At 63.7% G+C, this 23,299-nt stretch carries 19 protein-coding genes and 1 pseudogene; 8 read left to right on the top strand and 12 right to left on the bottom strand.

The window, feature by feature from the left end; translation table 11 throughout:
- Positions 1–6: 6 nt before the first annotated feature.
- From DXH78_RS03340 to DXH78_RS03330, 3 genes are all read right to left on the bottom strand, one after another.
- Positions 7–564 (bottom strand): HNH endonuclease, encoded by a 558-nt coding sequence (locus DXH78_RS03340; RefSeq protein ID WP_115517701.1) that lies wholly within the window; start codon positions 562–564, stop codon positions 7–9.
- A 129-nt stretch (positions 565–693) separates the two neighbouring features.
- Positions 694–1,359 carry an alpha/beta hydrolase gene (locus tag DXH78_RS03335; RefSeq protein ID WP_115515725.1) on the bottom strand — a complete coding sequence of 222 codons (666 nt, stop codon included), beginning with the start codon at positions 1,357–1,359 and terminating at the stop codon, positions 694–696.
- On the bottom strand, positions 1,349–2,152 hold the full coding sequence (locus tag DXH78_RS03330; RefSeq protein ID WP_115515724.1) for a DNA-3-methyladenine glycosylase family protein: 804 nt from the start codon (positions 2,150–2,152) through the stop codon (positions 1,349–1,351). Before DXH78_RS03330 ends, DXH78_RS03335 begins: the two co-directional genes overlap by 11 nt.
- Positions 2,153–2,294: 142 nt before the next feature.
- Here DXH78_RS03330 and gluQRS point away from each other — a divergent pair, with 142 nt between their 5' ends.
- Together gluQRS and DXH78_RS03320 are read left to right on the top strand one after the other, a co-directional pair.
- Entirely contained in the window at positions 2,295–3,152 is an 858-nt protein-coding gene (gene gluQRS / locus DXH78_RS03325; RefSeq protein WP_115515723.1) for a tRNA glutamyl-Q(34) synthetase GluQRS, read from the top strand.
- Positions 3,153–3,193: 41 nt separating this feature from the next.
- Positions 3,194–4,393 (top strand): ATP-binding protein, encoded by a 1,200-nt coding sequence (locus DXH78_RS03320; RefSeq protein ID WP_245416718.1) that lies wholly within the window; start codon positions 3,194–3,196, stop codon positions 4,391–4,393.
- Between the two features lie 96 nt (positions 4,394–4,489).
- Here DXH78_RS03320 and DXH78_RS03315 read toward each other — a convergent pair whose 3' ends face one another.
- On the bottom strand, positions 4,490–6,475 hold the full coding sequence (locus DXH78_RS03315; RefSeq protein WP_115515721.1) for a protein meaA: 1,986 nt from the start codon (positions 6,473–6,475) through the stop codon (positions 4,490–4,492).
- Positions 6,476–6,512: 37 nt separating this feature from the next.
- Positions 6,513–7,673 (bottom strand): glycosyltransferase family 87 protein, encoded by a 1,161-nt coding sequence (locus DXH78_RS03310; protein WP_168192693.1) that lies wholly within the window; start codon positions 7,671–7,673, stop codon positions 6,513–6,515.
- Between the two features lie 208 nt (positions 7,674–7,881).
- On the opposite strand from DXH78_RS03310, the gene ccrA reads away from it, so the two are divergent.
- Positions 7,882–9,162 (top strand): crotonyl-CoA carboxylase/reductase, encoded by a 1,281-nt coding sequence (gene ccrA, locus DXH78_RS03305; RefSeq protein ID WP_115515719.1) that lies wholly within the window; start codon positions 7,882–7,884, stop codon positions 9,160–9,162.
- A 15-nt stretch (positions 9,163–9,177) separates the two neighbouring features.
- On the opposite strand, the gene DXH78_RS03300 is transcribed toward ccrA, so the two are convergent.
- Entirely contained in the window at positions 9,178–10,071 is an 894-nt protein-coding gene (locus DXH78_RS03300) for a YihY/virulence factor BrkB family protein (RefSeq protein ID WP_115515718.1), read from the bottom strand.
- 108 nt (positions 10,072–10,179) lie between these two features.
- Positions 10,180–11,226, bottom strand: a pseudogene (locus DXH78_RS20335) (methyl-accepting chemotaxis protein); the annotation flags it as partial.
- A 1,169-nt stretch (positions 11,227–12,395) separates the two neighbouring features.
- Here DXH78_RS20335 and DXH78_RS03290 point away from each other — a divergent pair.
- The 3 genes from DXH78_RS03290 to DXH78_RS03280 all read left to right on the top strand — a co-directional run bounded on the left by DXH78_RS03290 (position 12,396) and on the right by DXH78_RS03280 (position 15,631).
- Positions 12,396–14,069: an acyl-CoA dehydrogenase family protein gene (locus tag DXH78_RS03290; protein WP_115515716.1), complete on the top strand. Its 1,674-nt coding sequence runs from the start codon at positions 12,396–12,398 to the stop codon at positions 14,067–14,069.
- Positions 14,070–14,164: 95 nt separating this feature from the next.
- Positions 14,165–14,608 (top strand): host attachment protein, encoded by a 444-nt coding sequence (locus tag DXH78_RS03285; protein WP_115515715.1) that lies wholly within the window; start codon positions 14,165–14,167, stop codon positions 14,606–14,608.
- 99 nt (positions 14,609–14,707) lie between these two features.
- Positions 14,708–15,631: a transporter substrate-binding domain-containing protein gene (locus tag DXH78_RS03280; RefSeq protein ID WP_115515714.1), complete on the top strand. Its 924-nt coding sequence runs from the start codon at positions 14,708–14,710 to the stop codon at positions 15,629–15,631.
- Here the strand turns inward: DXH78_RS03280 and DXH78_RS03275 are convergent.
- The gene (locus DXH78_RS03275) at positions 15,618–16,859 is read right to left on the bottom strand and encodes a BaiN/RdsA family NAD(P)/FAD-dependent oxidoreductase (RefSeq protein ID WP_115515713.1); all 1,242 of its coding nucleotides are present in this window, start codon (positions 16,857–16,859) and stop codon (positions 15,618–15,620) included. The genes DXH78_RS03280 and DXH78_RS03275 overlap by 14 nt on opposite strands.
- Positions 16,860–16,936: 77 nt before the next feature.
- Here DXH78_RS03275 and DXH78_RS03270 point away from each other — a divergent pair, with 77 nt between their 5' ends.
- Positions 16,937–18,586 (top strand): lysine--tRNA ligase, encoded by a 1,650-nt coding sequence (locus tag DXH78_RS03270; RefSeq protein ID WP_115515712.1) that lies wholly within the window; start codon positions 16,937–16,939, stop codon positions 18,584–18,586.
- A gap of 37 nt (positions 18,587–18,623) precedes the next feature.
- Here the strand turns inward: DXH78_RS03270 and DXH78_RS03265 are convergent, their stop codons facing one another.
- The gene (locus DXH78_RS03265) at positions 18,624–19,376 is read right to left on the bottom strand and encodes a carbonic anhydrase (RefSeq protein WP_115515711.1); all 753 of its coding nucleotides are present in this window, start codon (positions 19,374–19,376) and stop codon (positions 18,624–18,626) included.
- Between the two features lie 229 nt (positions 19,377–19,605).
- Positions 19,606–20,235 (bottom strand): S24 family peptidase, encoded by a 630-nt coding sequence (locus DXH78_RS03260; RefSeq protein ID WP_115515710.1) that lies wholly within the window; start codon positions 20,233–20,235, stop codon positions 19,606–19,608.
- A gap of 279 nt (positions 20,236–20,514) precedes the next feature.
- Here DXH78_RS03260 and DXH78_RS03255 point away from each other — a divergent pair, with 279 nt between their 5' ends.
- Positions 20,515–21,624 (top strand): quinone-dependent dihydroorotate dehydrogenase, encoded by a 1,110-nt coding sequence (locus DXH78_RS03255; protein ID WP_210209502.1) that lies wholly within the window; start codon positions 20,515–20,517, stop codon positions 21,622–21,624.
- A 6-nt stretch (positions 21,625–21,630) separates the two neighbouring features.
- On the opposite strand, the gene DXH78_RS03250 is transcribed toward DXH78_RS03255, so the two are convergent.
- Positions 21,631–22,950 carry an MATE family efflux transporter gene (locus DXH78_RS03250; RefSeq protein WP_245416717.1) on the bottom strand — a complete coding sequence of 440 codons (1,320 nt, stop codon included), beginning with the start codon at positions 22,948–22,950 and terminating at the stop codon, positions 21,631–21,633.
- 12 nt (positions 22,951–22,962) lie between these two features.
- Positions 22,963–23,271 (bottom strand): DUF6460 domain-containing protein, encoded by a 309-nt coding sequence (locus DXH78_RS03245; RefSeq protein WP_115515709.1) that lies wholly within the window; start codon positions 23,269–23,271, stop codon positions 22,963–22,965.
- Between the last annotated feature and the right edge of the window lie 28 nt (positions 23,272–23,299).

Below are 23,299 nucleotides of genomic sequence, written 5' to 3'. Positions count from 1 at the left end.
GCAGCCTTACGGTTCCAGTTCCGTATCCCAATAGAGATAGTCGAGCCAGCTATCGTGCAGATAGTTTGGCGGGAACTGGCGGCCATTGCGGTGTAGATGATGCACTGTTGGCTGGTAGGGCATCTGCGCTGGGAACATGTGCGCCTCGTTCATCGTGAGCGAACCCTTGCGCAGATTGCACGGCGAGCAGGCGGTGATGACGTTGTCCCAGGAGGTGATGCCGCCACGCGAGCGGGGAATGACATGATCGAAGGTCAGATCGTCGCGGCTGCCGCAATATTGGCAGGAGAACCGGTCGCGCAGAAAAACGTTGAAGCGGGTAAAGGCAGGGTGAGTTGAAGGTTTGACGTAGGTCTTGAGCGAAACGACGCTCGGCAATCTCATTTCGAAACTGGGACTTCGTACCGCTTGGTCGTAGTTGGCGACGATGCTGACCCGTTCGAGAAACACGGCCTTGATCGTGTCCTGCCAGGACCACAAGGACAGCGGATAGTAACTCAACGGTCTAAAATCGGCGTTGAGCACAAGGGCCGGAAATCCGGCTGGCGAAACATGCACGTTCACGCGCTGCTCCTCGACCTCCAAGGACAGCCGCCGCCACGCGGCTTAGCCTCTACTAATAGGGCAGCGTGACGGGATTGTGAAGAAGACGCAAGAGGCAGAAGGGGTAGCCCCACTATTTGTGGGACGCCGCTATCGGGCGGCAAAGTGCCGTGCGAGGAATTCACCGCCGTGGCGGAGGCCGTCTTGGTCGATACCGTGGCCGATGCCGCCCGAAACATGCCACTCGGTCATGACTCCCAGCGCGGCCAGGCTCTGCGCCGCGTGCATGAGCGCCTGCACCGGGATGAGTTGGTCCTGATCACCGTGGATCAGGAGCACCGGCGGGCGACTGGTAATCTCGGTCGAAACGGCGTCGAGATCGCCTTCCTCCGGCAATACCAGCATGCCCGAATAGCCGACGATCGCCTTGGGCGCGACGGCGCGGCGCAACCCGACGTGAAGCGACATCATGGTGCCTTGGCTGAAGCCGACGAGGGCCAGCGCATCGCCCGGCAAACGGTGGCGCGCCAGCTCGGCATCGAGAAACGCCTGAAGCGCGGGCGCGGCGGCGTTGACGCCGATCCAGCGCTCATCGGGGTCGCGGAAGGTCAGCGGAAACCACTCGCGGCCAACCGGCGCCTGGCCGCAGGGGCGCGGCGCATGCGGCGAGACGAAAGCGGCGTCCGGCAGCAGGTTCTGCCAGGCCAGCCCGATGTCGATCAGATCGTTGCCGTCGGCGCCGTAGCCATGGAGGAAGACGACGAGCTGTTTCGCCTTGCCGGATTTGGGTTCAAGACGAGGTCCGTCAAGTTGCACGCTTTGCTCCTTTTGTCTTCCTGGCGCTTCCGGCCGTTGCGGCTTTCTTTTTAGCCGAAGTCTTCTTCGCCAAAGTCTTCTTAGCCGACGTCTTTGTCTTTTTGATCTGCGGCCAATGCTTTTTGGCTTTGACAGTTTTGGCCGCCGTCTCGACGCTGATGCCTTCGCGCCGTTTGACGACATGGTAATAGGCCCACATCAGATGCGCCGCGACGCCGCGCCACGGCCGCCAGGCCTCCGCGATCTTGGTCAGCGCCTTGGGGTCTGGCCGCTTGCGCAGGTTCAGTGCGATGCGGGCGGCTTCCTGCACAGCAAGATCGCCGGCCGGGAACGCATCGGCATGGCCAAGGCAGAACAGCAAATAGATATCGGCGGTCCACGGCCCGACGCCGTGCAACGCCGTGAGCAATTGGTGCGCGGAATCGGCGTCCATTTCGCCGATGGCGTTCAGATCGATGGCGCCAGTCGACACCGCCTTGCCGATTTCCTTGACGGCCTTGATCTTGGCGTTCGACAGGCCGAGGCGCTTGAGCTTGTCGCTGCGTGCCGTGCGGACGGCATCATGATGAAACGGATCGAAGGCTTTGAACAATCGCTCGCGAATGGCGGCGGCGCTCGCGGTCGAAAGCTGCTGACCGCAGACGATGGCGCACAGGCCGGGATAGCCGCCCTCGCGGCGGCGCAGGTTGAAGGCGCCGGCGGTTTCGGCGACCGGCGCAAGGCGCGGATCGATACGGATCAGGTCGGCGAGACCGGCTTCGAGATCGGCCTGGGTGTGGAGGTAGTGGGTCATTCGAGCCTCGTCATGCCACGCAACATAGGGCGATGTCATCGTCTGTGAAAGCGGACGATCCAGTAAGCTCGATCGCTTGCGATATTTCGCGATGCAGTGATTACTGGATGCCCGCTTTCGCGGGCATGACAGCCGAGGTTCGATGCCGCCACCCGTTTTCCGATTTGCCCCGAGCCCCAATGGCTATCTGCATCTGGGCCATGCGCTGTCGGCCTTGCTCAACGCCGAGGCCGTGCGTGCAGCCGGCGGGCGGATGCTGCTGCGCATTGAGGATATCGACGTCACGCGCTGTCGGCCGGAATACGAGGCGGCGATTTACGAGGAACTGGCCTGGCTTGGGATTCAATGGGAGCGGCCGGTGCGGCGGCAGTCGGAACACTTCGCCGACTACAGTGCGGCATTGCAACGGCTTGAGGCGATGGGCCTTGTTTATCCGAGTTTCGAGAGCCGCGCCGAAATTGCCGCGCTGGTCGCCGCGCGCGAGCCGTGGCCGCGCGATCCGGATGGTGCGCCGCTCTATCCGGGTTCGGCAAAATCGATGGGGCCTGACGAGCGGGCGCAGCGCATGGCATCCGGTGCGCCCTATGCACTGCGCCTCGATATGGAGAAGGCGCTCGCGCGCGTGACCGGGAACCTCGCCTGGTCCGAGTCCGGCGATTGTGCCACCGGCGAGATCGCCGCCGATCCGGCGGCATGGGGCGACGTCGTGCTCGCCCGTAAGGATACGCCGGCGAGCTACCATCTTGCCGTCGTTGTGGACGATGCCTTGCAGGGCATTACCGATGTCGTGCGCGGACTCGATCTGTTTCACGCCACCAGTGTGCATCGCCTGCTGCAGGCTCTGTTCGGCTTGCCGGCGCCGCGTTACCGCCATCACCGGCTCATTCTCGATGCCGACGGCCGCAAGCTGTCGAAATCGACCGCTGCCACGGCCCTGCGGGAGCTGCGGGCGCAAGGATTAACCCCGTCCGACATCCGCCGCCGGGTCGGGCTCGATTGAGCGGCGCTGCCATGGCAGTGTCGCGCGCAGGGGCGAAGGGCATGGCGAAGCGCAAAAAGGCCGGCGGCAAGGCCAGGAAAACCGAGACACGGCGGCCAAAATCATCGGGCCGGCTTCCCGCTGTGCGCGCCATGGAGGCGGCGCTGGCCGGCGTAGCCCATGATATCCGCACGCCGCTCACCGGCATTGTCGCGCTGGCCGAACTCCTGTCGGCCTCCGATCTCGGTACGCGCGAGCGCGGATGGGCCGATGCGATCAAGAGCGGCGCCGATCATCTGGCGCAGATTGTAACGCTGCTGGTCGATGCGGTGCGTGCCGACGCCAAGGGTCTCGTGATCCGAGAAGAGCCGTTTTCGCCGCGACTTCTGGCCGAGTCCGTCGGTGAGGCACTGGCCGCGCGCGCCGGCAACAAGTCGGTCGCCGCGGAGATTTTCATCGGCGAAATGCCGGCTCTGGTGACGGGCGATGCGCTTCGCCTGCGGGCGGCTTTGGAGAATCTCGCCGACAATGCGGTGAAATTCACGCGTGAAGGGTCGGTCCGCTTCGACACGACGGTAACGAAGGCCGTGCGTGCCCGTATGCGCCTGACCTTTACTTTCACCGACACCGGCATCGGTCTTGCGCCCGCTGACGTGAAGCGGTTGTTCAAACCATTCGCGCAGGCCAATGAAGATGTGGCGCGGCGCTATGGCGGCGCCGGTCTCGGTCTTGTCTTCGTGCGCCGTATTGCACGCGCAATGGGCGGCGACCTCACCGTCGCGAGCAAGCCCGGCAAGGGTTCGACCTTCACTTTGACGGCGCTCGTCAAGCCGGCAAAGGCTGTTTCATCCGATGCCGCGACCGCGCCGGGTGGCACGCCGAGTTCTCTCACCATCCTGTGCGCCGAAGACAATCCTTACGGCCGCGTGGTGATGAACACGATTCTAAAGGAGCTTGGCCACCGCGCGGATTTTGTCGAGAGCGGCCAGGCGGCGGTGAAGGCGGCTGCGCAGGGCGGCTACGACGCCGTGCTGATGGATGTGGCACTGCCGGATATCGATGGGTTGGAGGCGACGCGTCGCATCCAGGCGCTGCCGGGCAAGGCGGGGCAAGTGCCGGTGATCGGCATTTCCGGTCGCGGAGGTCCTGACCATGAGCGGGCAGCGCGCGCGGCCGGTATGAATTTCTATCTCACCAAGCCGGTAAGCCCCTCGAGGCTGGCCGAGGCGCTGGCCATGATAGCCGCTCGCCTCCGCGCATAGCCGTCCAAAGGACAGCGTTCTTTCAGATCGCCAATGGCGAGGGACCCAGGCCAGGTCGCAAGCCGGATCCTGTCTTCGCGGGAATGAGCGCGTTTTCTACGCGTTCGTCAGGCTGTTCTTGTGCTCAACAATGCGGACGAGGTCGCCCATGATGCGGTTGAGTTCGAAGTCCTTCGGCGTATAGACCGCAGCGACGCCGGCTTTTTCCAGTTCGGCGGCGTCTTCCGGCGGTATGATGCCGCCGGCGACCACCGGCACATCGAGCCCCGCGGCTTTCATGCGCGCGACCACATCCTTGACCAGCGGCAGATGGCTGCCGGACAGGATCGACAGGCCGATGACATGGGCCTTGTTGTCGCGCGCGGCTTCGACGATTTCTTCGGGCGTCAGGCGGATACCTTCGTAGACCACCTGCATGCCGGCGTCGCGGGCGCGCACGGCGATCTGCTCGGCGCCGTTGCTGTGTCCGTCGAGACCCGGCTTGCCGACCAGGAAGGTGAGGCGGCGTCCCAGCTTCGACGACACGCGATCGACATCGGCGCGGATGTCATCGAGCCCTTCGACATCGTTGCGCATGGCGTTGCCGACGCCGGTCGGCGCGCGGTATTCGCCGAAGGCTTCGCGCAGGGTCCAGCCCCACTCGCCGGTGGTGACGCCGGCCTTCGCGCACTGGATGGACGGCGGCATGATGTTGCTGCCCTCCGTTGCGGCGCGCTTGAGCGCGGCGAGCGCCTCGGCGACCGCCTTGTTGTCGCGCTGCGCACGCCAGGCATTCAGCCGCTCGATCTGGTCATGCTCGGCTTCTTCCGACACGGTCATGATCGAGGCGATGCCGCCGGTGAGCGGCGAGGGCTCGGTTTCGAGATACTTGTTGACGCCAACGACGATCTGATCGCCGCGCTCGATGGCCTCGAGCCGCGCGGTGTTGGATTCGACGAGGCGCTGCTTCATGTAGCCGGTTTCGACCGCAGCGACGGCGCCGCCCATGTCCTCGATACGCTTGAGCTCTTCACGGGCCTCGGATTTCAGCTCTTCCACCTTGCGGGTGATCTCGGCCGAGCCATCAAAAATGTCGCCGTATTCCAGGAGGTCGGTTTCGTAAGCGAGAATTTGTTGCATGCGCAGCGACCACTGCTGGTCCCACGGACGCGGCAGTCCGAGCGCCTCGTTCCAGGCCGGCAATTGCACGGCGCGGGCGCGCGCGTTCTTCGACAAGGTGACCGCCAGCATTTCGATGAGGATGCGGGCGACGTTGTTTTCCGGTTGCGGCTCGGTGAGGCCCAGGGAGTTCACCTGCACGCCATAACGAAACAGGCGTTGCTTCGGATCGGTGATCCCGTAGCGCTCGCGCGTGATCTCGTCCCACAGTTCGGTGAAGGCGCGCATCTTGCAGACTTCGGTGACGAAGCGCAGTCCGGCATTGACGAAGAACGAAATGCGGCCGACGACTTCGCCGAATTTGGCCTGATCGACTTCGCCGGAATTCCGCACCGTGTCGAGCACGGCGATGGCGGTGGCGAGCGCGTAGGCCAGTTCCTGAACTGGCGTCGCGCCGGCTTCCTGCAAATGATAGGAGCAAATATTCATCGGGTTCCATTTCGGAAGCTCCGATGTGGTGAAGATGGCGACGTCCTTGATCAGGCGCAGCGATGGTTTCGGCGGAAATACGTAGGTGCCGCGCGACAAGTATTCTTTGATGATGTCGTTCTGGATGGTGCCGGTCAGCGCCGTGCGGGGCGCGCCGGTTTCATCGGCAACCGCGATGTAAAGCGCCATCAACCACGCCGCGGTGGCGTTGATGGTCATCGACGTGTTCATCGAGCCGAGCGGGATCTGATCAAACAAGGCCCGCATGTCGCCGAGATGCGAGATCGGCACACCGACCTTGCCGACTTCGCCACGCGACAGGACATGGTCGCTGTCGTAACCAGTCTGCGTCGGCAGATCGAAGGCGACCGACAGGCCGGTTTGTCCCTTGGCGAGGTTCTTGCGGTACAGCTCGTTGGAGTCCGCAGCCGTGGAATGACCCGCATAAGTGCGGAAAATCCAGGGTTTATCGCGCTTTTGCTTGTCGGCGGTCATGGCGGCACTCGTGGAATATCACAACGTGCCGTGTTTTTTATTGCAACGCAATATGAATTCTGACTGTACCGATGCCGCCCTCCACCACGGCGCGGCGTGCCACGAGGCCCGCGATCAGCACGACGGCAATGAAGCCCACAGGCAGAACAACGAAGGGGAAAATCAACAGCAGCAGGCAAGCCGCGCCGACCGTCGCCAGTTCGTAAGGCAGGAAGCCGGTTTGACCGGCGCGGCGAAACAGAAAAGCCAGCGGCACGGCCAGTACGGTGAGGTCGTAGGCATAGAGATAGGGAGTCGCCAGGAGTGATGCGACACCAAGCGCGGCGGCTTTGACATCATAAGGCAGGCGGCTGCGCCATAGCGCGGCGATGACGACAGCCGCGAGCACGATGATGACGCCCTGTGCCGACCATGCCAGCGTTTCGCTGCCACCCATCGAACGGATCAAACCGAAGGCCGTCTGTAGTTTGCCGAAATTAGCCCAGCCATTGGAGAGAAATGCATCCGACGTATGGCTGATATTGCCGATGAAGCCTTGCCACGTTGGCCACCCGAACGCGGCGAGCGAGATCGCCGACCATGCGATCGTCACGATGGCTGCTGCGGCAATCGTGCGCCAATGGCCACCGGCGATCAGGGCGATCGGGATGAGAATGCCGAGCTGCGGCTTGTAGGTGAGGATACCGAACGCAAGGCCGGCGATGACGGGCCGTTCGGCCAGCAGGACGAGACCGGCGCCCATCAATCCCGCGCTCAGAAAACCGTTCTGTCCGACGATCGCGTTGAACAGCACGCCGGGGAAAGCGGCTGCCAGCAAATAGCCGCTGCGTTCGCCAATGATCGTCCGGATCGCCGCGAGATAGATCGGGAAGGTGACGGCCAGCCACAGCAAGTAAGCCGTCAGATAAGGCAAAAGGGCGAGCGCCGCCGCCACAAAGAGAAAGTTCGGCGGATAGTGCCAGCCGAAATAGCCGTCGAAGGGCCGGCCGAGCGCGACCTGCTCCATGGCCTTGTGAGTGGGCCAGTCGTAAACCGATGGCGCCTGGCCTTCGAGCACCAGCCGGCCGGCGGCCCAGACATTGACGAAGTCGTCCGGAAGGCCATTTCCGTCCGCGCCGATCAACCACAAATGGTTGAAATAGCTGGCTAAAAGATAGGACGCCGTGAGGACGAGCAGGCCGACGCTGACGAGTTCCACCGGTCGCGTCAGGAGGGCTTGGCGAGGCCGGGCCGTGTTTTCGCTGTTGGAAACCGCCATGTTCGCCGCCGGTTGTGAGATGGCGAACCTATCCGTGCCGGCTTGCGGAACTCTTAAACGCGCGCGACGATATATTGCGTCGCAGCATGAGTTGGGTCACACTCACTTCGGAAAAATAAAACAAGCCGTTATCCAAGGAGACGAGCCGATGCCGGCGGTTGCGAAGGTGGAGCGGGTGGGGCCGCTCAAGAGCCTTTATGACATTGGCGAAATCCCGCCTCTCGGTCATGTCCCCGAGAAGATGTATGCGTGGGTGATCCGGCAGGACCGTCACGGGCCGCCCGAGCAGTCGTTTCAAATCGAAGCGGTGCCGACCTGGCCGATCGGCGAGGAGGATGTGCTCGTTCTGGTGATGGCCGCCGGCGTGAACTACAACGGCATCTGGGCGGGGCTTGGTCAGCCCATCACCCCCTTCAACGTCCACAAGCAGCCGTATCACATCGCCGGCTCCGACGCCTCGGGCATCGTCTGGGCGGTGGGTTCGAAGGTGCGGCGCTGGAAGGTCGGCGACGAAGTCATCGTTCATTGCAATCAGGATGACGGCGACGACGAGGACTGCAATGGCGGTGACCCGCTGCTCTCTCCGTCGCAGCGCATCTGGGGCTACGAGACGCCGGACGGCTCGTTCGCGCAGTTCTGCCGCGTGCAGTCGCGCCAGTTGATGGTCAAGCCGGCGCATCTGTCTTGGGAAGAGGCGGCCTGCTACACGCTGACGCTGGCCACCGCCTATCGCATGCTGTTCGGCCATCCGCCGCACACACTCAAGCCGGGCGACAATGTTCTGGTGTGGGGCGCCTCGGGCGGCCTTGGCGTGTTCGGCTTGCAGCTCGTCGCGGCCTCCGGCGCCAACGCCATCGCCGTCGTGTCCGATGAATCGAAGATGGAATACGTCTTCAATCTCGGCGCCAAGGGCGCCATCAACCGCAAGGAATTCAACTGCTGGGGCCAGCTGCCGCAGGTGAATTCGCCGGAATACAACGAGTGGGCCAAGGAAGCGCGCCGCTTCGGCAAGGCGATCTGGGACATCACCGGCAAGCGCGATGTCGATATCGTATTCGAGCATCCGGGCGAGTCGACATTCCCGGTGTCGTCGATGGTGGTGAAGCGCGGCGGCATGGTCGTGTTCTGCGCCGGTACCACGGGCTTCAACATCACCTTCGATGCGCGCTACGTCTGGATGCGGCAGAAGCGCATTCAGGGCTCGCACTTCGCGCATTTGAAGCAGGCCAGCCAGGCCAACCGCTTCGTGCTCGAGCGCCGCATCGATCCGTGCCTGTCCAAGACCTTCCCGTGGACGGAAATCCCGAAGGCGCACACCATGATGTGGAAGAACCAGCACCCGCCGGGCAACATGGCCTGTCTGGTGAACGCCACGACGACGGGGCTCAAGAGCTTCGAGGACGTGCTGGAAGTGGCGGGCCAGTCCTAGAAGCGCCCCGCGCGCTCAAGGTAGGCTTGCCTGATCTTCATGAACCGGTTCGGTGTCGGCCGTCGCCATGCGGCCGAGCCGTATTTTCTGCACCACCGAGTTCAGTTCGCCGCCGAAGATGAAGATCGACGCGCAGACATAGAGAAAGATCAACGCGATCATCGCCGACGCCAGGCCCGCATACATGTTGACGTAGGCGAAGGCGTAGTCGGCAAGATAGCGGCCGAAGGCGGCGCCGCCGATCAGCCACAGCAGCAACGTCGCCACGATGCCCGGTGCGATCTCCATGAAGCTGCGGCGGCCCGCCGGCAGCCAGCGATGCACGATCAGTAGCGAAATGATGAGTACGAACGCCGCTGTGGCAAAGCGCGAGAAAGTGACGAGATCGCTGAGGGGCTCAAGCGTCGGCACGTAGCGCACGATGCGGCTCCAGATCAGCGGCGCCAGCACCACCAGAAACGAGAAAGCCAGCAGCGAAATCGCGCCGACGATCACATAGCCGATCGACTCGATGCGCAGCAGCCACCATGGCCGCCGCTCGGCCATGCCATAGGCGCGGTTGAGCGCGATGCGCAGGCTTTCGACACCGCTCGAAGCAAAGTACAGCGCGAACAAAACGCCGAAGGTCAGCACATTGCCGCGGCTGCCGGTCAACACGCCACGAATGTCGGCGGCGATCGGGCCGGCCACCTGCTCCGGCCATGCCTCCAGCAGAATACGCGCCGCTTCGTCCGCCAAGCTCTCGGAGCCGAAGAATACCGCAGCCAGAGCGGTACAGACGATGAGGAAGGGAAACATCGCCATCAACAAGGACAGCGCGATATGGCTGGCGATGGCCCAGCCGTCGTCGGCGAGGAATTGCCGGCCGGCATCCAGAACAACGCGAAATGAAATTTTTAGAATGCGCAAAGCGCTTGGATCCTGAGCTGCGTCGGTGTCCGCAGAGTTGGCGAGCGGGCAGGTTGTTGGCAAGTGGTCACGGGCGAGTTGCGGCGAGGACGGCCCTTCCGCGGACCGTCAGGCCGCCCGGACGTCGTTCAGGAAACGGCGGATTTCATCGTCGATGCTGCCGGCTTCAACGGCGACGGCGTCGGCAAGTTCCTTCACCCCGGCGGCGGTCGAGCGGGCATCGATCGTGACCCCGGCGACACGGCTCATGGCTTCTGCGCCGGTACGGGCTTCATCGGAGGCGCGGCTGACACCTTCGGCAATGACGGCGACTGCGGCGTTCTGTTGCTCGACGGTGGCGGCGACCGCGGTGGCGATTGCGGCCATGTCGCCAATGATGGTGTTGACCTGCTCGATGGCCATGGCCGTGCCGGCGGCGGCGGTCTGTATACCGCCCACCTGGTCGGCGATTTCTTCCGTGGCCTTCGCAGTCTGCGCGGCCAGCGATTTGACCTCGGCGGCGACCACGGCGAAGCCGCGGCCGGCTTCGCCGGCGCGCGCCGCTTCGATGGTGGCGTTGAGCGCCAGCAGATTGGTCTGGCCGGCGATCGCCTGGATGAGTCCGACCACCTCGCCGATGCGGGTGGCGGCCTGATCGAGATCGGCCATGGTCTTGACGGTGCGCTGGGCTTCCGACACTGCACGCGCGGCGACGTCGTTGGAATGATTGGCCTGGGCGGCGATGGCTTCGATGGACGTTGCCAGTTCTTCGATCGAGTTGGCGGCGCTGGCGACGTTGCTGGAGGCCGCGGTGGCGCCGCGCTGGGCACCTTGCGCTTCGGCCGAGACGATGTCGGCAGTCTTGTTGAGCACCGTCGAGCTCTGCTCGAGGTCGAGCGAGGCGGCGCGCAGCTTGCCGAGTGCGTCGCCGCTCGAAGCTTCGAAGCGGTGGATCGCAGCGGCGATGCTGTCGCTTCGCGCCTCGCGGGCGCGGCTATGTTCGCTTTGTGTCTCCGCCAGCTCTTGCCGTTCGATCATGGAATCGCGGAACACCAGAACGGTACGCGCCATGCCGCCGATTTCGTCGCGTTGATCGATGCTCGGGATTCGCGCGGCCGTCTCACCGGCCGCCAGCCGCTTCATCGCGCCGGCCAGATCGTGCAGCGGTCCGGTGATACTGCGGCCGACGTACCAGCTGAAGGCGAGGCCGAGGATGGCCATGACGAGGCCCGCCAGGATGATGCCCTCACGGGTGCGGACCTGTGCTGCCGCGAGCCTGTCGCTGGCGGTTGTTGCGGCGCGATTCGCCGCAGCGATGATCGCCGCCGCGCGCGGCAATAGGTTCTGGCTATCTATGTCGATGATGGCGCGCAGCGGAGCGGTGCGGTCATTCAGCGCGACCCAATCCATGAAGGCGTCGTGATAATCCCTGATTTCGCCGACGAGCTTGTCCTTTCTACCCGGCGCACCTTCGATGCGCTCGGAGACCTGGACGAATTCGCGGTAGGTTGCTTCGAATTGAGTGCGCGTCAGTTCGCTCGAAATGAGCCGGTACTCGGCCTCGTGATGGCGCATGTTGAGCAGGATCACCATGATGCGCCGCGCTTCGGCATCGGCAAGCCAGCTCAGGCTGTCGTTGATGGCCGCTTCGATCCTGTTGCCGGAGGTCTTGAGTGCGCCGCGCAGCCCCTCGTTATCGGTGAGGCCGAGCACGCGCTGGATATTATGGAGGTCAGCATAGTTGCGGCCGATGGTCATCAGGTCGTCGCGCAGTGTCAGCATTTGCGCCGCGGCGTCTGCGCTGGCGTGCAGGGCGATGGTGTCGAGACTGCGATTGGCGAGATCGAGCGATTGCGGGAAGGCCTCGAGCGACGAGCCGCGCTCGCGGGCAAAATCCTTCACGGCAATCCGCATCAGGGCGATGGCGTTCCGGAGGTCGCGGCTGGCGTCGGCCAGGCGGTGCGCTCTGTCCACGGTCTCGAAGGCGCTGCCGACCTCGCGCTCGCCGGCGGTGTAGGTCAAGGTATTGGCGGCGAAACCGACCAGGGGCGCCAGGGCCAGCACAATGACGCGGGTCCGAACCGAAAACCGGGTCAGCAGCCGGTTCAGGGACAGCGCCGAAAAAAGCCGGGTTCTGAAGCGCATGACCGGTTCGGGCTCGACGTGGGGAGGGAGTGCCGCACGCACTTTCCGACACCCTGACAAGAGCCTTATTTGGTTAATTTTTCGGTATTTCCGAGCCATGAGCAGGCCAGGGCGGCACCTGCCCTTTGCTTTTGTGCGCTGCACGCATAGTCTTGGCCGGCCTCCATCCGGCTGTTTGTAAAGACCTTCCGAGGACCCTCATGCCGCATGCCGCTTCCCGCGCTTCCGACCAGGACCTTGTTGAACTTGGCCGTGAAGCGGCCATGGCCATGGAGGCGCTGCTGGCGGACGCCACCGTGCGCGTGCGTGGCAAGGTCGTCGTGGAGGGTCATGGCGTGGCCAAGCTGTTCGATCGCGAGCAGCGCGCCACCCATGGGCTGGCCTGGCTCGCGACCTATGCCGAAGCGGTGAGGCAGCTTGTCGCCTATGCCGAGCGCATGGTCGCGGCCGACGCTTTCGGCGAGATGGAAGAGCACCTTACCTGGGTCGGGCTCGGCGAATTGCTGGCGCAGGCGATCGGCGGCATTCCCATGAGCCAAAGCGAGATCGTACGGCCCGCCGACATGGGCTTGTCGATGGCGCAGGTCGCTGCACGCATGACTCCGGGTGTCGAGGCGTTGATCGCGAACGGCAACACCGCTGAGCGCCGCGCCCGATTGATGGAGCTGATGCGCGCGCATCACGGCGCCACCATCGGCGCTGCCGGGCTCGACGAGACGCTGGAGTCGATCCGTGAGGAAATGCGCCGCTTCGCCGATGCCGAAGTGATCGAGCACGCGCAAGGCTGGCACCGCACCAACAGTTATATTCCTCTCGAGATCATCGCGCAGATGTCAGAGCTGGGCGTGTTCGGGCTGACCATCCCGGAAGAGTTCGGTGGTATGGGGCTCGGCAAGGAATCGATGTGCGTCGTCTCCGAAGAGTTGTCGCGTGGCTATATCGGCGTCGGCTCGCTCGGCACCCGCTCGGAAATCGCCGCCGAGCTTATTCTCGGCGGCGGTACGCCGGAACAGAAGGCCAAGTGGCTGCCGAAGATCGCTTCCGGCGAGGTGCTGCCGACCGCGGTGTTCACCGAACCCAATACCGGCTCGGACCTGGCCTCCTTGAAGACGCGCGCGGTGCGCGACGGCGATGTCTACAAGGTCTACGGCAACAAGACCTGGATCACGCATCCTGTGCGCGCCGATTTGATGACGCTTCTGGTCCGCACCAACCCGAAGGAGCCGGGTCATCGCGGCCTGTCGATGCTGCTCGCCGAAAAGCCGCGTGGCACCGACGCCAATCCGTTCCCGGCCAAGGGCATGACCGGCACCGAGATCGAGGTGCTCGGTTATCGCGGCATGAAGGAATACGAGATCGCTTTCGACGGCTTCGAAGTGAAAGCGGAGAACCTGCTCGGCGGTGTCGAGGGTCTCGGCTTCAAGCAATTGATGCAGACTTTCGAATCCGCGCGCATCCAGACGGCGGCGCGCGCCATTGGTGTGGCGCAAGCGGCGATGGAGCAGGCGATGACCTACGCGCAGCAGCGCGTGCAGTTCTCGCGACCGATCGCAGATTTCCCGCGTGTTTCGGACAAGATCGTGATGATGGCGGCTGAGATCATGATCGCGCGGCAACTCACCTATCACGCCGCGCGCGAGAAGGATTCCGGCCGCCGTTGCGACCTCGAAGCCGGCATGGCCAAGCTCTATGGCGCCCGCGTCGCCTGGGCCAACGCCGACAATGCGGTGCAGGTGCATGGCGGCAACGGTTTCGCGCTGGAATTCCCCGTATCGCGCATTTTGTGCGACGCCCGCATCCTCAACATCTTCGAGGGTGCGGCGGAAATCCAGGCGCAGGTGATCGCTCGCCGCCTGCTCGACGGCACGAATTAAGCCTCCCGCAACAAATACCTGCCTCCGGCGTTGATCTGCCGCAAATTGCCGCGGCGGCGCCCGCGCTTTAATGCCGGTCACCGAGGGAGGTTCTCATGGCGCTAACTATCAATCAGGGCGAGTGGGTCGTAGTCTGCGACGGCGCCAAGGCGCTCATTCTCGAGAACGTCGGCGACGCCAAGTTCCCCAACCTGAAAATGCGTGAGGTCTTCGAGCATAAAGCGCTGAACACCCACGAGTTGGGCACCGATGCGCCCGGCCGCTCGTTCTCGTCCGTTGGTCATAGCCGCTCTGCCGTCGGGCAGACCGACTGGCACACCCAGGAAGAAGAGAGCTTTCTCGCCGATCTCGCTTCCAAGCTCGATCACGCGGTCAATACGCACCAGGTGAAATCGATGATCGTGGTGGCGCCGCCGCGCGCGCTCGGCTTCCTGCGCCAGGCTTATGGCCACGGCCTCAAGGCGGCGGTGCGCGCCGAGATCGACAAGGATCTGGTCAAGCTGCCGGTTCACGAAATCGAGAAACACCTCACCGTTTGAGCCGTTGCCGCGAACCGACTTCGGCCGGACGAACCGGTTTCCACTTCGCTTGAAAACGCATTATGGTCCGCCCGAATCTGATCGAAGTCGGGACGGCCGATGGGCTTCTTCCAAAAGCTGACGGGGCGCGCGGCATTTGCGGCGCTGATGCTCATCGTGACCGTGCCGGCGGCCTGGCCGCAGGCGCATGTTCCGCGCCCGGGCGAGCAGCGCGAGCAGCCGCCTGTCGACGCGCCTGACACCAACCCGGTCCGTACCCCGACTGACGTGCCCGGTTTCTGGGACCCGCGTCGTCGCCCCGAGCGCCCGGACTTGTCGCGCCTCACTGTGATTCGCTTTCTGACTGAGACCGACTATCCGCCGTTCAACTTTGCCGGACCGGATGGCGCACCGGTCGGTCTTAATGTCGATCTGGCGCGGATGATTTGCGAGGAGATCAAGGTCGCCTGCACGGTGCAGATGCGCCGCTACGACACGTTGATCGACAGCCTCAATGCCAATCAGGGCGATGCGGTGATCGCGTCGTTTGCGGCGACGCCGGCCATGCGCAAGCGTGTCGATTTCACCGATCCCTATTACCGCACACCGGCGCGTTTCGTGGCGCGGCGCAATGCCAGCATTGTCGACGTGCGGCCGCAGGCGCTCGAAGGCAAGAAGGTCGGAGTCGTCGCCGGCACCGCGCATGAGGCCTATATCAAAACGTTGTTTACCGAGGCCGAGTTGAAGCCGTTCGCCGATGCGGCGGCAGCGCGCGACGCGCTGAAGAAGGGTGATATCGATCTTCTGTTCGGCGACGGCATCTCGTTGGCATTCTGGCTCAACGGCACGGATTCGGGCGGCTGCTGCGCCTTCGTCGGCGGGCCCTTTACGGAGAGCCGTTTTTTCGGCGAGGGCGTCGGCATCGCGGTGAGGCGCGGCAATGACCTCGTGCGTCAGTCCATCAATTGGGCTTTGTTCCGGCTCTGGGAGCAGGGGCGCTTCACCGATTTGTGGCTCCGGTATTTTCCGATCAGCCCTTTCTGAGAAACGCGATTGCCCCCGTCGCCGCGGCGACGCCTGTGGCGAAACTCGCTTGCAGCAGATAGCCGCCGGTCGGCGCGTCCCAGTCCAGCATTTCGCCGGCGACGAACACGCCGCGGCTTTTCTTCAGCATGAAATGCGCGTCAAGCTCGCTGAAGCGAATGCCGCCGGCGCTTGAGATTGCCGTCTCGATTGGCTGCACGCCGGTCAGCTTAACCGGCACGGCCTTGATCAGCGCCGCGATTTTGGCAGGGGGCAGGGCCGATAATTGCGCACCTTTGGCCAGCGCCGCCTCATGCAGCAGCGATACCGCGACGGCGGCGAGATGCGTGTTCTTGCGCAGGAAATTCGACAGCGATTGTTTGCCGCGCGGTGCGGAGAGGCGCTCGGTGAGTTTGGCCACGGTCACGTCGGGCAACAAGTCGACGGTGATGGTTGCTGCGCCATCCTTGGTGATGGCGTCGCGGATTGGCGAGGACAGCGCGTAGATCGCGCCGCCTTCGATGCCCGATTGCGTCATCATGGCTTCGCCGCGCGCGCTCCGTTCGCCGAAGGTGATGGCGATGCGTTTGAGCGGCTGACCGGCAAAGCCGCGAAGCACATCGGACCATGATGCCGTGAAGCCGCAATTGGCCGGCTGCAGCGGCGCCACCGCGACCTTCTGCTCGCGCAGAATGTCCACCCAGCGCCCATCGGAGCCGAGCTTCGGCCAACTGGCGCCGCCGGTGGCCAGCACGATGACATCCGGGTTCACAGAAATCTCCTCGCCCCCGGTGCTGAAACGGAGCTGGCCGTCGTCATCCCAGCCTTCCCAGCGGTGCCGTAGTTTCACGGTGACGCCGAGATTGCGCAGGCGAAGCAGCCAGGTTCGCAGCAGCGGCGAGGTCTTCAGCGCTTTAGGGAAGACGCGGCCGCTTGAGCCGACGAAGGTATCGGCGCCGAGTTCATCGGCCCAGGCGCGGAGCGCCGCCGGTGGAAATGCCGAAACGGCAGCGAGCAGCAGTTCGTCGGCGTCGCCGTATCGCTTGAGAAAGTCCGGCAGCGGCTCGCTGTGGGTCAGGTTGAGCCCGCCGCGCCCCGCCATCAGAAGCTTGCGGCCGAGCGACGGCATCTGGTCGTAGACCGTGACGGCGATGCCCGCTCTGGCCAGGGTTTCCGCCGCGATCAGCCCGGCGGGACCGCCGCCGATAACGGCGGCATTTTTGCTTTTTGGTGCGCTGGAAGGGCTCAAGATGGCTGCTTTTCGTGGCTTGAATTGACGGCGTTCCGCCTGTTGCCTATGTCTGCCCGCCGGAGGCCGGAATGTCGATGACCACTGCCGAAATTGCGCCGCAAATTACGCCCGAGGAGCTCAAGAAGTTCGCCGAGCAGTCGAACGCCTGGCCGTTCGAAGAGGCGAAAAAGATCGTGGCGCGGCTCAAATCCAAGCCCAAGGACGAGGTCATCTTCGAGACCGGCTACGGCCCCTCCGGCCTGCCGCATATCGGCACCTTCGGCGAGGTGGCGCGCACCACCATGGTGCGCCATGCCTTCCGCGTGCTCACAGCCGACAAGGTCAAGACGCGGCTGATCGCATTTTCGGACGACATGGACGGCCTGCGCAAAGTGCCGGACAATGTGCCGAACAAGGATGCGCTGGCGCTCGACCTCGGCAAGCCGCTGACGCAGGTGCGCGACCCGTTCGGCACGCATCCCTCGTTCGGCGAGCACAACAATGCGCGGCTGCGCGCCTTCCTCGATCATTTCGGCTTCGACTACGAGTTCATGTCGTCGACCGATTGCTACAAGTCGGGCCGATTCGACGCCGCGCTTCTGAAGATGCTGGCGCGCTTCGACAAGCTGATGGCGATCATGCTGCCGTCGCTGCGCGAGGAGCGCGCATCGACCTATTCGCCGTTCCTGCCGATCGACCCGGTCACGGGCATCGTGCTGCAGGTGCCGGTGACGGGCCACGATGCCAAGGCGGGCACCATTACTTATGAACATCCCGACACCAAGGAGCCGATGACGGTCCCGGTGACCGGCGGCGCCTGCAAGCTGCAATGGAAGCCCGACTGGGCGATGCGCTGGGTCGCGCTCGGCATCGATTACGAAATGGCCGGCAAGGACCTGATCGACTCGGTCAAGCTGTCGAGCGAAATCTGCAAGGCGCTCGACGGCAAGCCGCCGGAGGGCTTCAACTACGAACTGTTCCTCGATGACAAGGGGCAGAAGATTTCCAAGTCGAAGGGCAACGGCCTGACCATCGATGAATGGCTGCGCTATGCGTCGCCGGAATCGCTGTCGCTGTTCATGTACCGCGAGCCGAAGTCGGCGAAGCGATTGTATTTCGACGTGATCCCGCGTCAGGTCGACGACTATCAGCAGTTTCTCGAAGGCTATCCGCGCCAGCAGGACTGGAAGCAGAAGCTCGGCAATCCGGTCTGGCACATCCATTCCGGCAAGCCGCCGGCGGCGGACATGCCGATCTCGTTCTCGATGCTGCTCACCTTGGTGTCGTCATCGAATGCCGAGAACGCGGAAACCTTGTGGGGCTTTATCGGCCGCTATCGCCCGGGTGTGACGCCGCAGACGCATCCCAAGCTCGACGCGATGGTCGGCTATGCCATCCACTACTTCCGCGACTTCGTGCTGCCGGAAAAGAAATTCCGCGAGCCGAGTGAGGTCGAGCGCAAGGCTTTGTCCGACCTGCGCGATACACTCGCTAATCTCAAGCCGGAGTCGACGGCGGAAGACATCCAGAACGTGGTCTATGAAATCGGCCGCCGCGAGCCGTTCCTCGATCACGCCAAGAAGGCCAAAGACGGCCGTCCCGGCGTGTCGCTGGACTGGTTCAATATGCTCTATCAGGTGCTGCTCGGCCAGGAGAAGGGGCCGCGCTTCGGCTCTTTCGTCGCCGTCTACGGCATCAAGAACACTGTCGATATGATCGACGGCGCGCTGGCGCGAAGTGCGTGAGTGATCCCTCCCCGCAAGCGGGGAGGGATAGGATGCCTTACGAACTCAGGACGAAGCGACGGTTGTCCTTCTGTACCGGGCGGGCGTTCATCGGGAACAGTTTGGCAAAGGCGTCGATGTCGGCGCGCGCGACCTGGATCGGCTCACGCAGCACCAGCCAATTCACCACTTCGCTGCAGGGCGGCGTCGTCAGCGAACCCGAGTAGCGATAGTAGCCACGACCGGCCGGCAGCATCTGGTTCGGATCGACCGCGGCCGCCAGTTTGACCGCAGGGCCTTGCTTGCCGGGCATGGACGCCACGATCTTGTTGAAAGCCGGATTGGCCTTGCCGGCGGCCATCAGCACGCCGATCACCGCCAGATTGCCGGCCGCATCCTTGTGAACGAAATGGACTTCCATCGGATAGGCCTTGCCGCCGATGAGATGTTCGCTCGGATGGTGGAAGTGATACTGCAGCAGTTCGTACTTGCTGGCACCGACCGTCAGGCCGTTGCCGGGGTCGGCATTCACCTGAATGGTGTGGCCGTTGTTGACGATCATGTCCGGCTTTTTCGTCCAGCCGATCTTCAAGGCCGGCAATTGCGACTTGATGCTGCCCTGGATATCGATCGGGGACTGCTGCGCGCCGATTGAGCAGGCTTTGCTCGCGGCATCCATGTCGCCCCAATGTGTAGGCCCGTGTTCGCCCTCGTAGCTCCAGTGTGCGCCCTCGGCGGCAAAGCCTGGCGGCGAACACAACGGACAAAGCGCCATCGCGGCGAGCGCCTTTAATGCATGTCGACGATTCATGTATTGCCCCTGGATAGAAAAGAGTGGACCGGTTTGCCCTCCGGCAAGTGCCGGTGATTCCAGACACTAATCGCCGAGAATCGGCGATTGGTTAAACCTACTCTCTATCCAGTTTATAATCAGCGCTCGCGCGAGCGGGTTATATCGATTTAACGACACACCCGGTATCCGGTGGCCACTGCGTTGCGTAACTATACAACGTTACCAACGCTGTATATTTCCGTCCGGCTTACTGGCTGGCCCAAAGGATGCGCGCGATCCACTCGACGTCAGCCATCTGCAACGTGCGGTCGCGGTGCTCGGAGTTGAGCGACTTGAGCTCGATCGACTTGGCTTGCTTGCGCTTGAGCTCCTTGGCCATGATCTCACCCTTCCGGGTCTTGACCACGACGCGGTCGCCTTTGCGCACGGGTGCCGATGGCGACACGATGATGATGTCGCCTTCGCGATAAGCCGGTTTCATCGAGTCGCCGGATACCTCAAGCGCATAAGCGTGCTCGTCGGTAATGGTGGGGAGGCTCACCTTCTCCCAGCCTTTGCCGACCGGAAAACCGGCATCGTCGAAATAGCCGGAGGATCCGGCTTCGGCGAAGCCGATCAGCGGCACGCTGGAGATTGCCTGCTTGCCGCCGTCGGTGATGAGGCTGACGAAGGTATCGACCTTGGTGTTGGTCGCTGCCAGCGCCTTGGCCACCGACTCGGTCGAGGGCCAGCGCGGGCGGCCCTCGGGCGTGATGCGCTTGGACTTGTTGAAGGTGGTCGGGTCGAGGCCGGCTTTCTTGGCCAGACCCGAAGCCGTGAGGTCGGAGCGAGCCGCCAGGCGGTCGATGGCATTCCAGATTTGCGAATGGGTCAGCATGAAAAGCCTCAACGTTTCGGCACCGGCCCGCTCAGGATCCGGTAGCCCCGGTTATCGGGCATTATTTAGGAATTATAGCCTTGAATCGGGGTGTTGCTGCAAGTGTTTCGGTGGCCTTGTCTGCTGATTCCCGCAAGAAAATCCGTCAAAGAAGCGGCACGGGATAACGCCATGGGAAATCGCCGGCGCAGGCCAGCAAGACCATCGCTTTTGCCGGCTCCGGGGCTTATGTCTCGGCGACGTTTTGGAATCGCGGTGGCGGCCGCCGCCGGATAGTTGATGTGGAGTTTGCCGGTGATCGGCTTCCTGGATCGCCTGTCGCGCCCTTTTCTGCGGGCTCTCGACCCTGAGGATGCCCACAATCTGGCTCTGAAGGCGTTGCGCCTGATGCCGCGTGGCCGGCCTGAGCCCGATCCACCGGAACTGAAAGTGCGCGCCTTCGGTCTGAACTTCCCCAATCCCATCGGGCTCGCTGCCGGCTTCGACAAGAACGCATCGGCACCCGATGCGCTGTTGCGGCTCGGTTTCGGCTTCGTCGAGATCGGCACGCTGACGCCGCGGCCGCAACTCGGCAATCCGCGCCCCCGCCTGTTCCGCCTCGAGGCCGATGGCGGTGTCATCAACCGGCTCGGCTTCAACAATGGCGGTGCTGCTGTGGCGCTGGCGCGGCTTGCTGCGCGTTCCCGCGAGGGTGGGATCGTCGGCGTCAATATCGGCGCCAACAAGGATTCGGTGGACCGCACCGAGGACTATGTGCGGCTGATCGAGACATTCTCGGCGGTGGCGAGCTATTTCACCGTCAACGTGTCCTCCCCCAATACGCCAGGCCTGCGCAACCTGCAGCAGGCCGAGGCGCTGGACGAACTGCTCTCCCGCGTCATTGAGGCCCGCGAGCGCGTGCGCGCACGCTCGGGCCAGACGCCAATTTTGGTGAAGATCGCGCCCGACCTGACGTTGCCCGAACTCGACGACGTCGTCGGGGTCGCGCGCCAGCATCGCATTGACGGCATGATCGTGTCGAACACCACGATCTCGCGGCCGTCGTCCTTGCGCGACCGCGAGAAGGCGAAAGAGACCGGCGGCCTGTCCGGCAAGCCGATGTTTCGCCTGGCGACGCGCATGCTGGCGGAAACCTATGTGCGCACCGAGAATGCGTTTCCGCTGATCGGCGTCGGCGGCATCGATTCCGGTGCCACCGCGATCGCCAAGATCAAGGCCGGCGCCACCTTGGTGCAGCTTTACACCGGTCTTGTCTATCAGGGCATCGGGCTGGTCGGGCGAATGAAGGCCGATATCGCCGCGGCGCTCAAGCGGGGCAATCGCGATTCGCTCGCGGCCATGGTCGGCGTTGATGCCGCCGACATCACCGCGGAAAGTTGGCCGACCTAGGTCGCGTCAGTATTTCTCGAACGGTCGCTTGACGAGTGTCCGATAGCGCAGCACCTGCAGGCTGCCGCGGAACACGTAGAAGGTCAGCAACGCCAGCCATAGCCCGTTATTGCCGAGCGACTGCATCCCCCACCAGGCCACGAGATAGATCGCCAGCGCCACGGCCATCAGGTTGCGCATGTCGCGTGTCCAGGTCGCGCCGACATAGACGCCATCCATGATGAAAGCTGGCACGCCGATCAACGGCACAAGCGCCGCCATAAGCAGAAATTCGTTGGCGATGTGGCGCACGTCGGCGCTGGCCGACATCATGGCGATGATTGCCGGGCCGGCGACGTAAAAGAACACCGCGGCGCAGATGCCGAAGACGACGCCCCAACCCATGATGAGCCGGACGGCATGAGCGAAGGCCGCGCGGTCGCGCGCGCCGACCGTGGCGCCGCAGAGCTGCTGGGCGGCATTGGCCAGGCCTTCGAGGAAGAACGTGCCGAGGAACACCACGTTCTGCAGCACCGCATTGGCGGCCAAGGTCACGTCGCCGGCGCGCGCGCCCTGCGCCGAGAAGAACAGGAAGACGCTGACCAGCGCTGCGGTGCGCAACATGATGTCGCGGTTGATGAGCAGCATGCGCCACAGTTTCTCGCGGTTGTAATGCGCCGTGCTGCCCCATTCGAAGCGGCCTTCGAGCATGCGCCACGCCATCGCCAGGCCGAGGACAAGGCCGCAGATTTCAGCGATCACCGCGGCAATTGCCGCACCACTCGCGCCCCAGCCGGCGCCGAGCACCAGAATGATCGTGAGCGCCATGTTGATGACATTGACGGTGATCTGCACCGCCAGCCCCCGCATCGGACGCGCGAGGCCGATGAACCAGCCAAGCATGACGTAGTTGCCGAGCGCGAAGGGCGCCGCCCAGCTGCGCAAGAGAAAATAGTGGCGGGCTGCGGCCGAAACTTCCGCGCTGCCGCCCATCAGGTCGAAGACGAACGATGTGAGCGGGCCGCGCAGGGCGATCAGCGCGACGCCTGACACGGCGGCCATCATCATCGCCCGTGCCAGTGCCGCGCGCTGCTCGCCGTGGTCGCGGGCGCCGAAGGCCTGCGCGGTCAGCGCCACCGTGCCGCTGCGCAGGAAGCCGAACAGCCAGAAGATGCAATCGAATACAAGCGACGCCATGGCGACGCCGCCGAGGATCGCCGCATCGCCGAGCCGGCCGATAACGGTCGTCGCCACGACGCCGAGCAGCGGCGTGGTGATGTTGGCAAGCATCGCCGGACCCGCGATCGCGAAGATGCGGGCGGTATTGACCTGGACGGAAGGATTCACCCGGTCGCCGTATTACTTTCCGCGCGGCGCGTTGACGATGCGCATGATCAGCCAGATCGGGATGACGATGACGGCGCCGAGCAGGAAATAACCCCACACCCAGCGGATGGCGTCGAAACCCATATTCCAGATGTTGCGGATCAGTCGCCGCAGGCTCTCGAAAATATCGAGCGGATTGAGGCCGAGCGCCGACAGGATGACGCCGACCAGGATCGACACCAGAATCAGGCGCACCAGGACGCCGAGCGGCGAACCGCCGAAAATGCGGGTTGCGGTGTCGTTGCTCATGCGGCGCTCCACGGGCTCCAGTTCATTCGGCATGGCGGTACCTGATGCGAAGTTCCGGTAG

The sequence above is a fragment of the Undibacter mobilis genome (assembly GCF_003367195.1).
Classification (GTDB): Bacteria; Pseudomonadota; Alphaproteobacteria; order Rhizobiales; family Xanthobacteraceae; genus Pseudolabrys; species Pseudolabrys mobilis.
The sequence above is the reverse complement of the archived record's forward strand: the minus strand, read 5'-3'. Positions and strand labels throughout refer to the sequence as shown.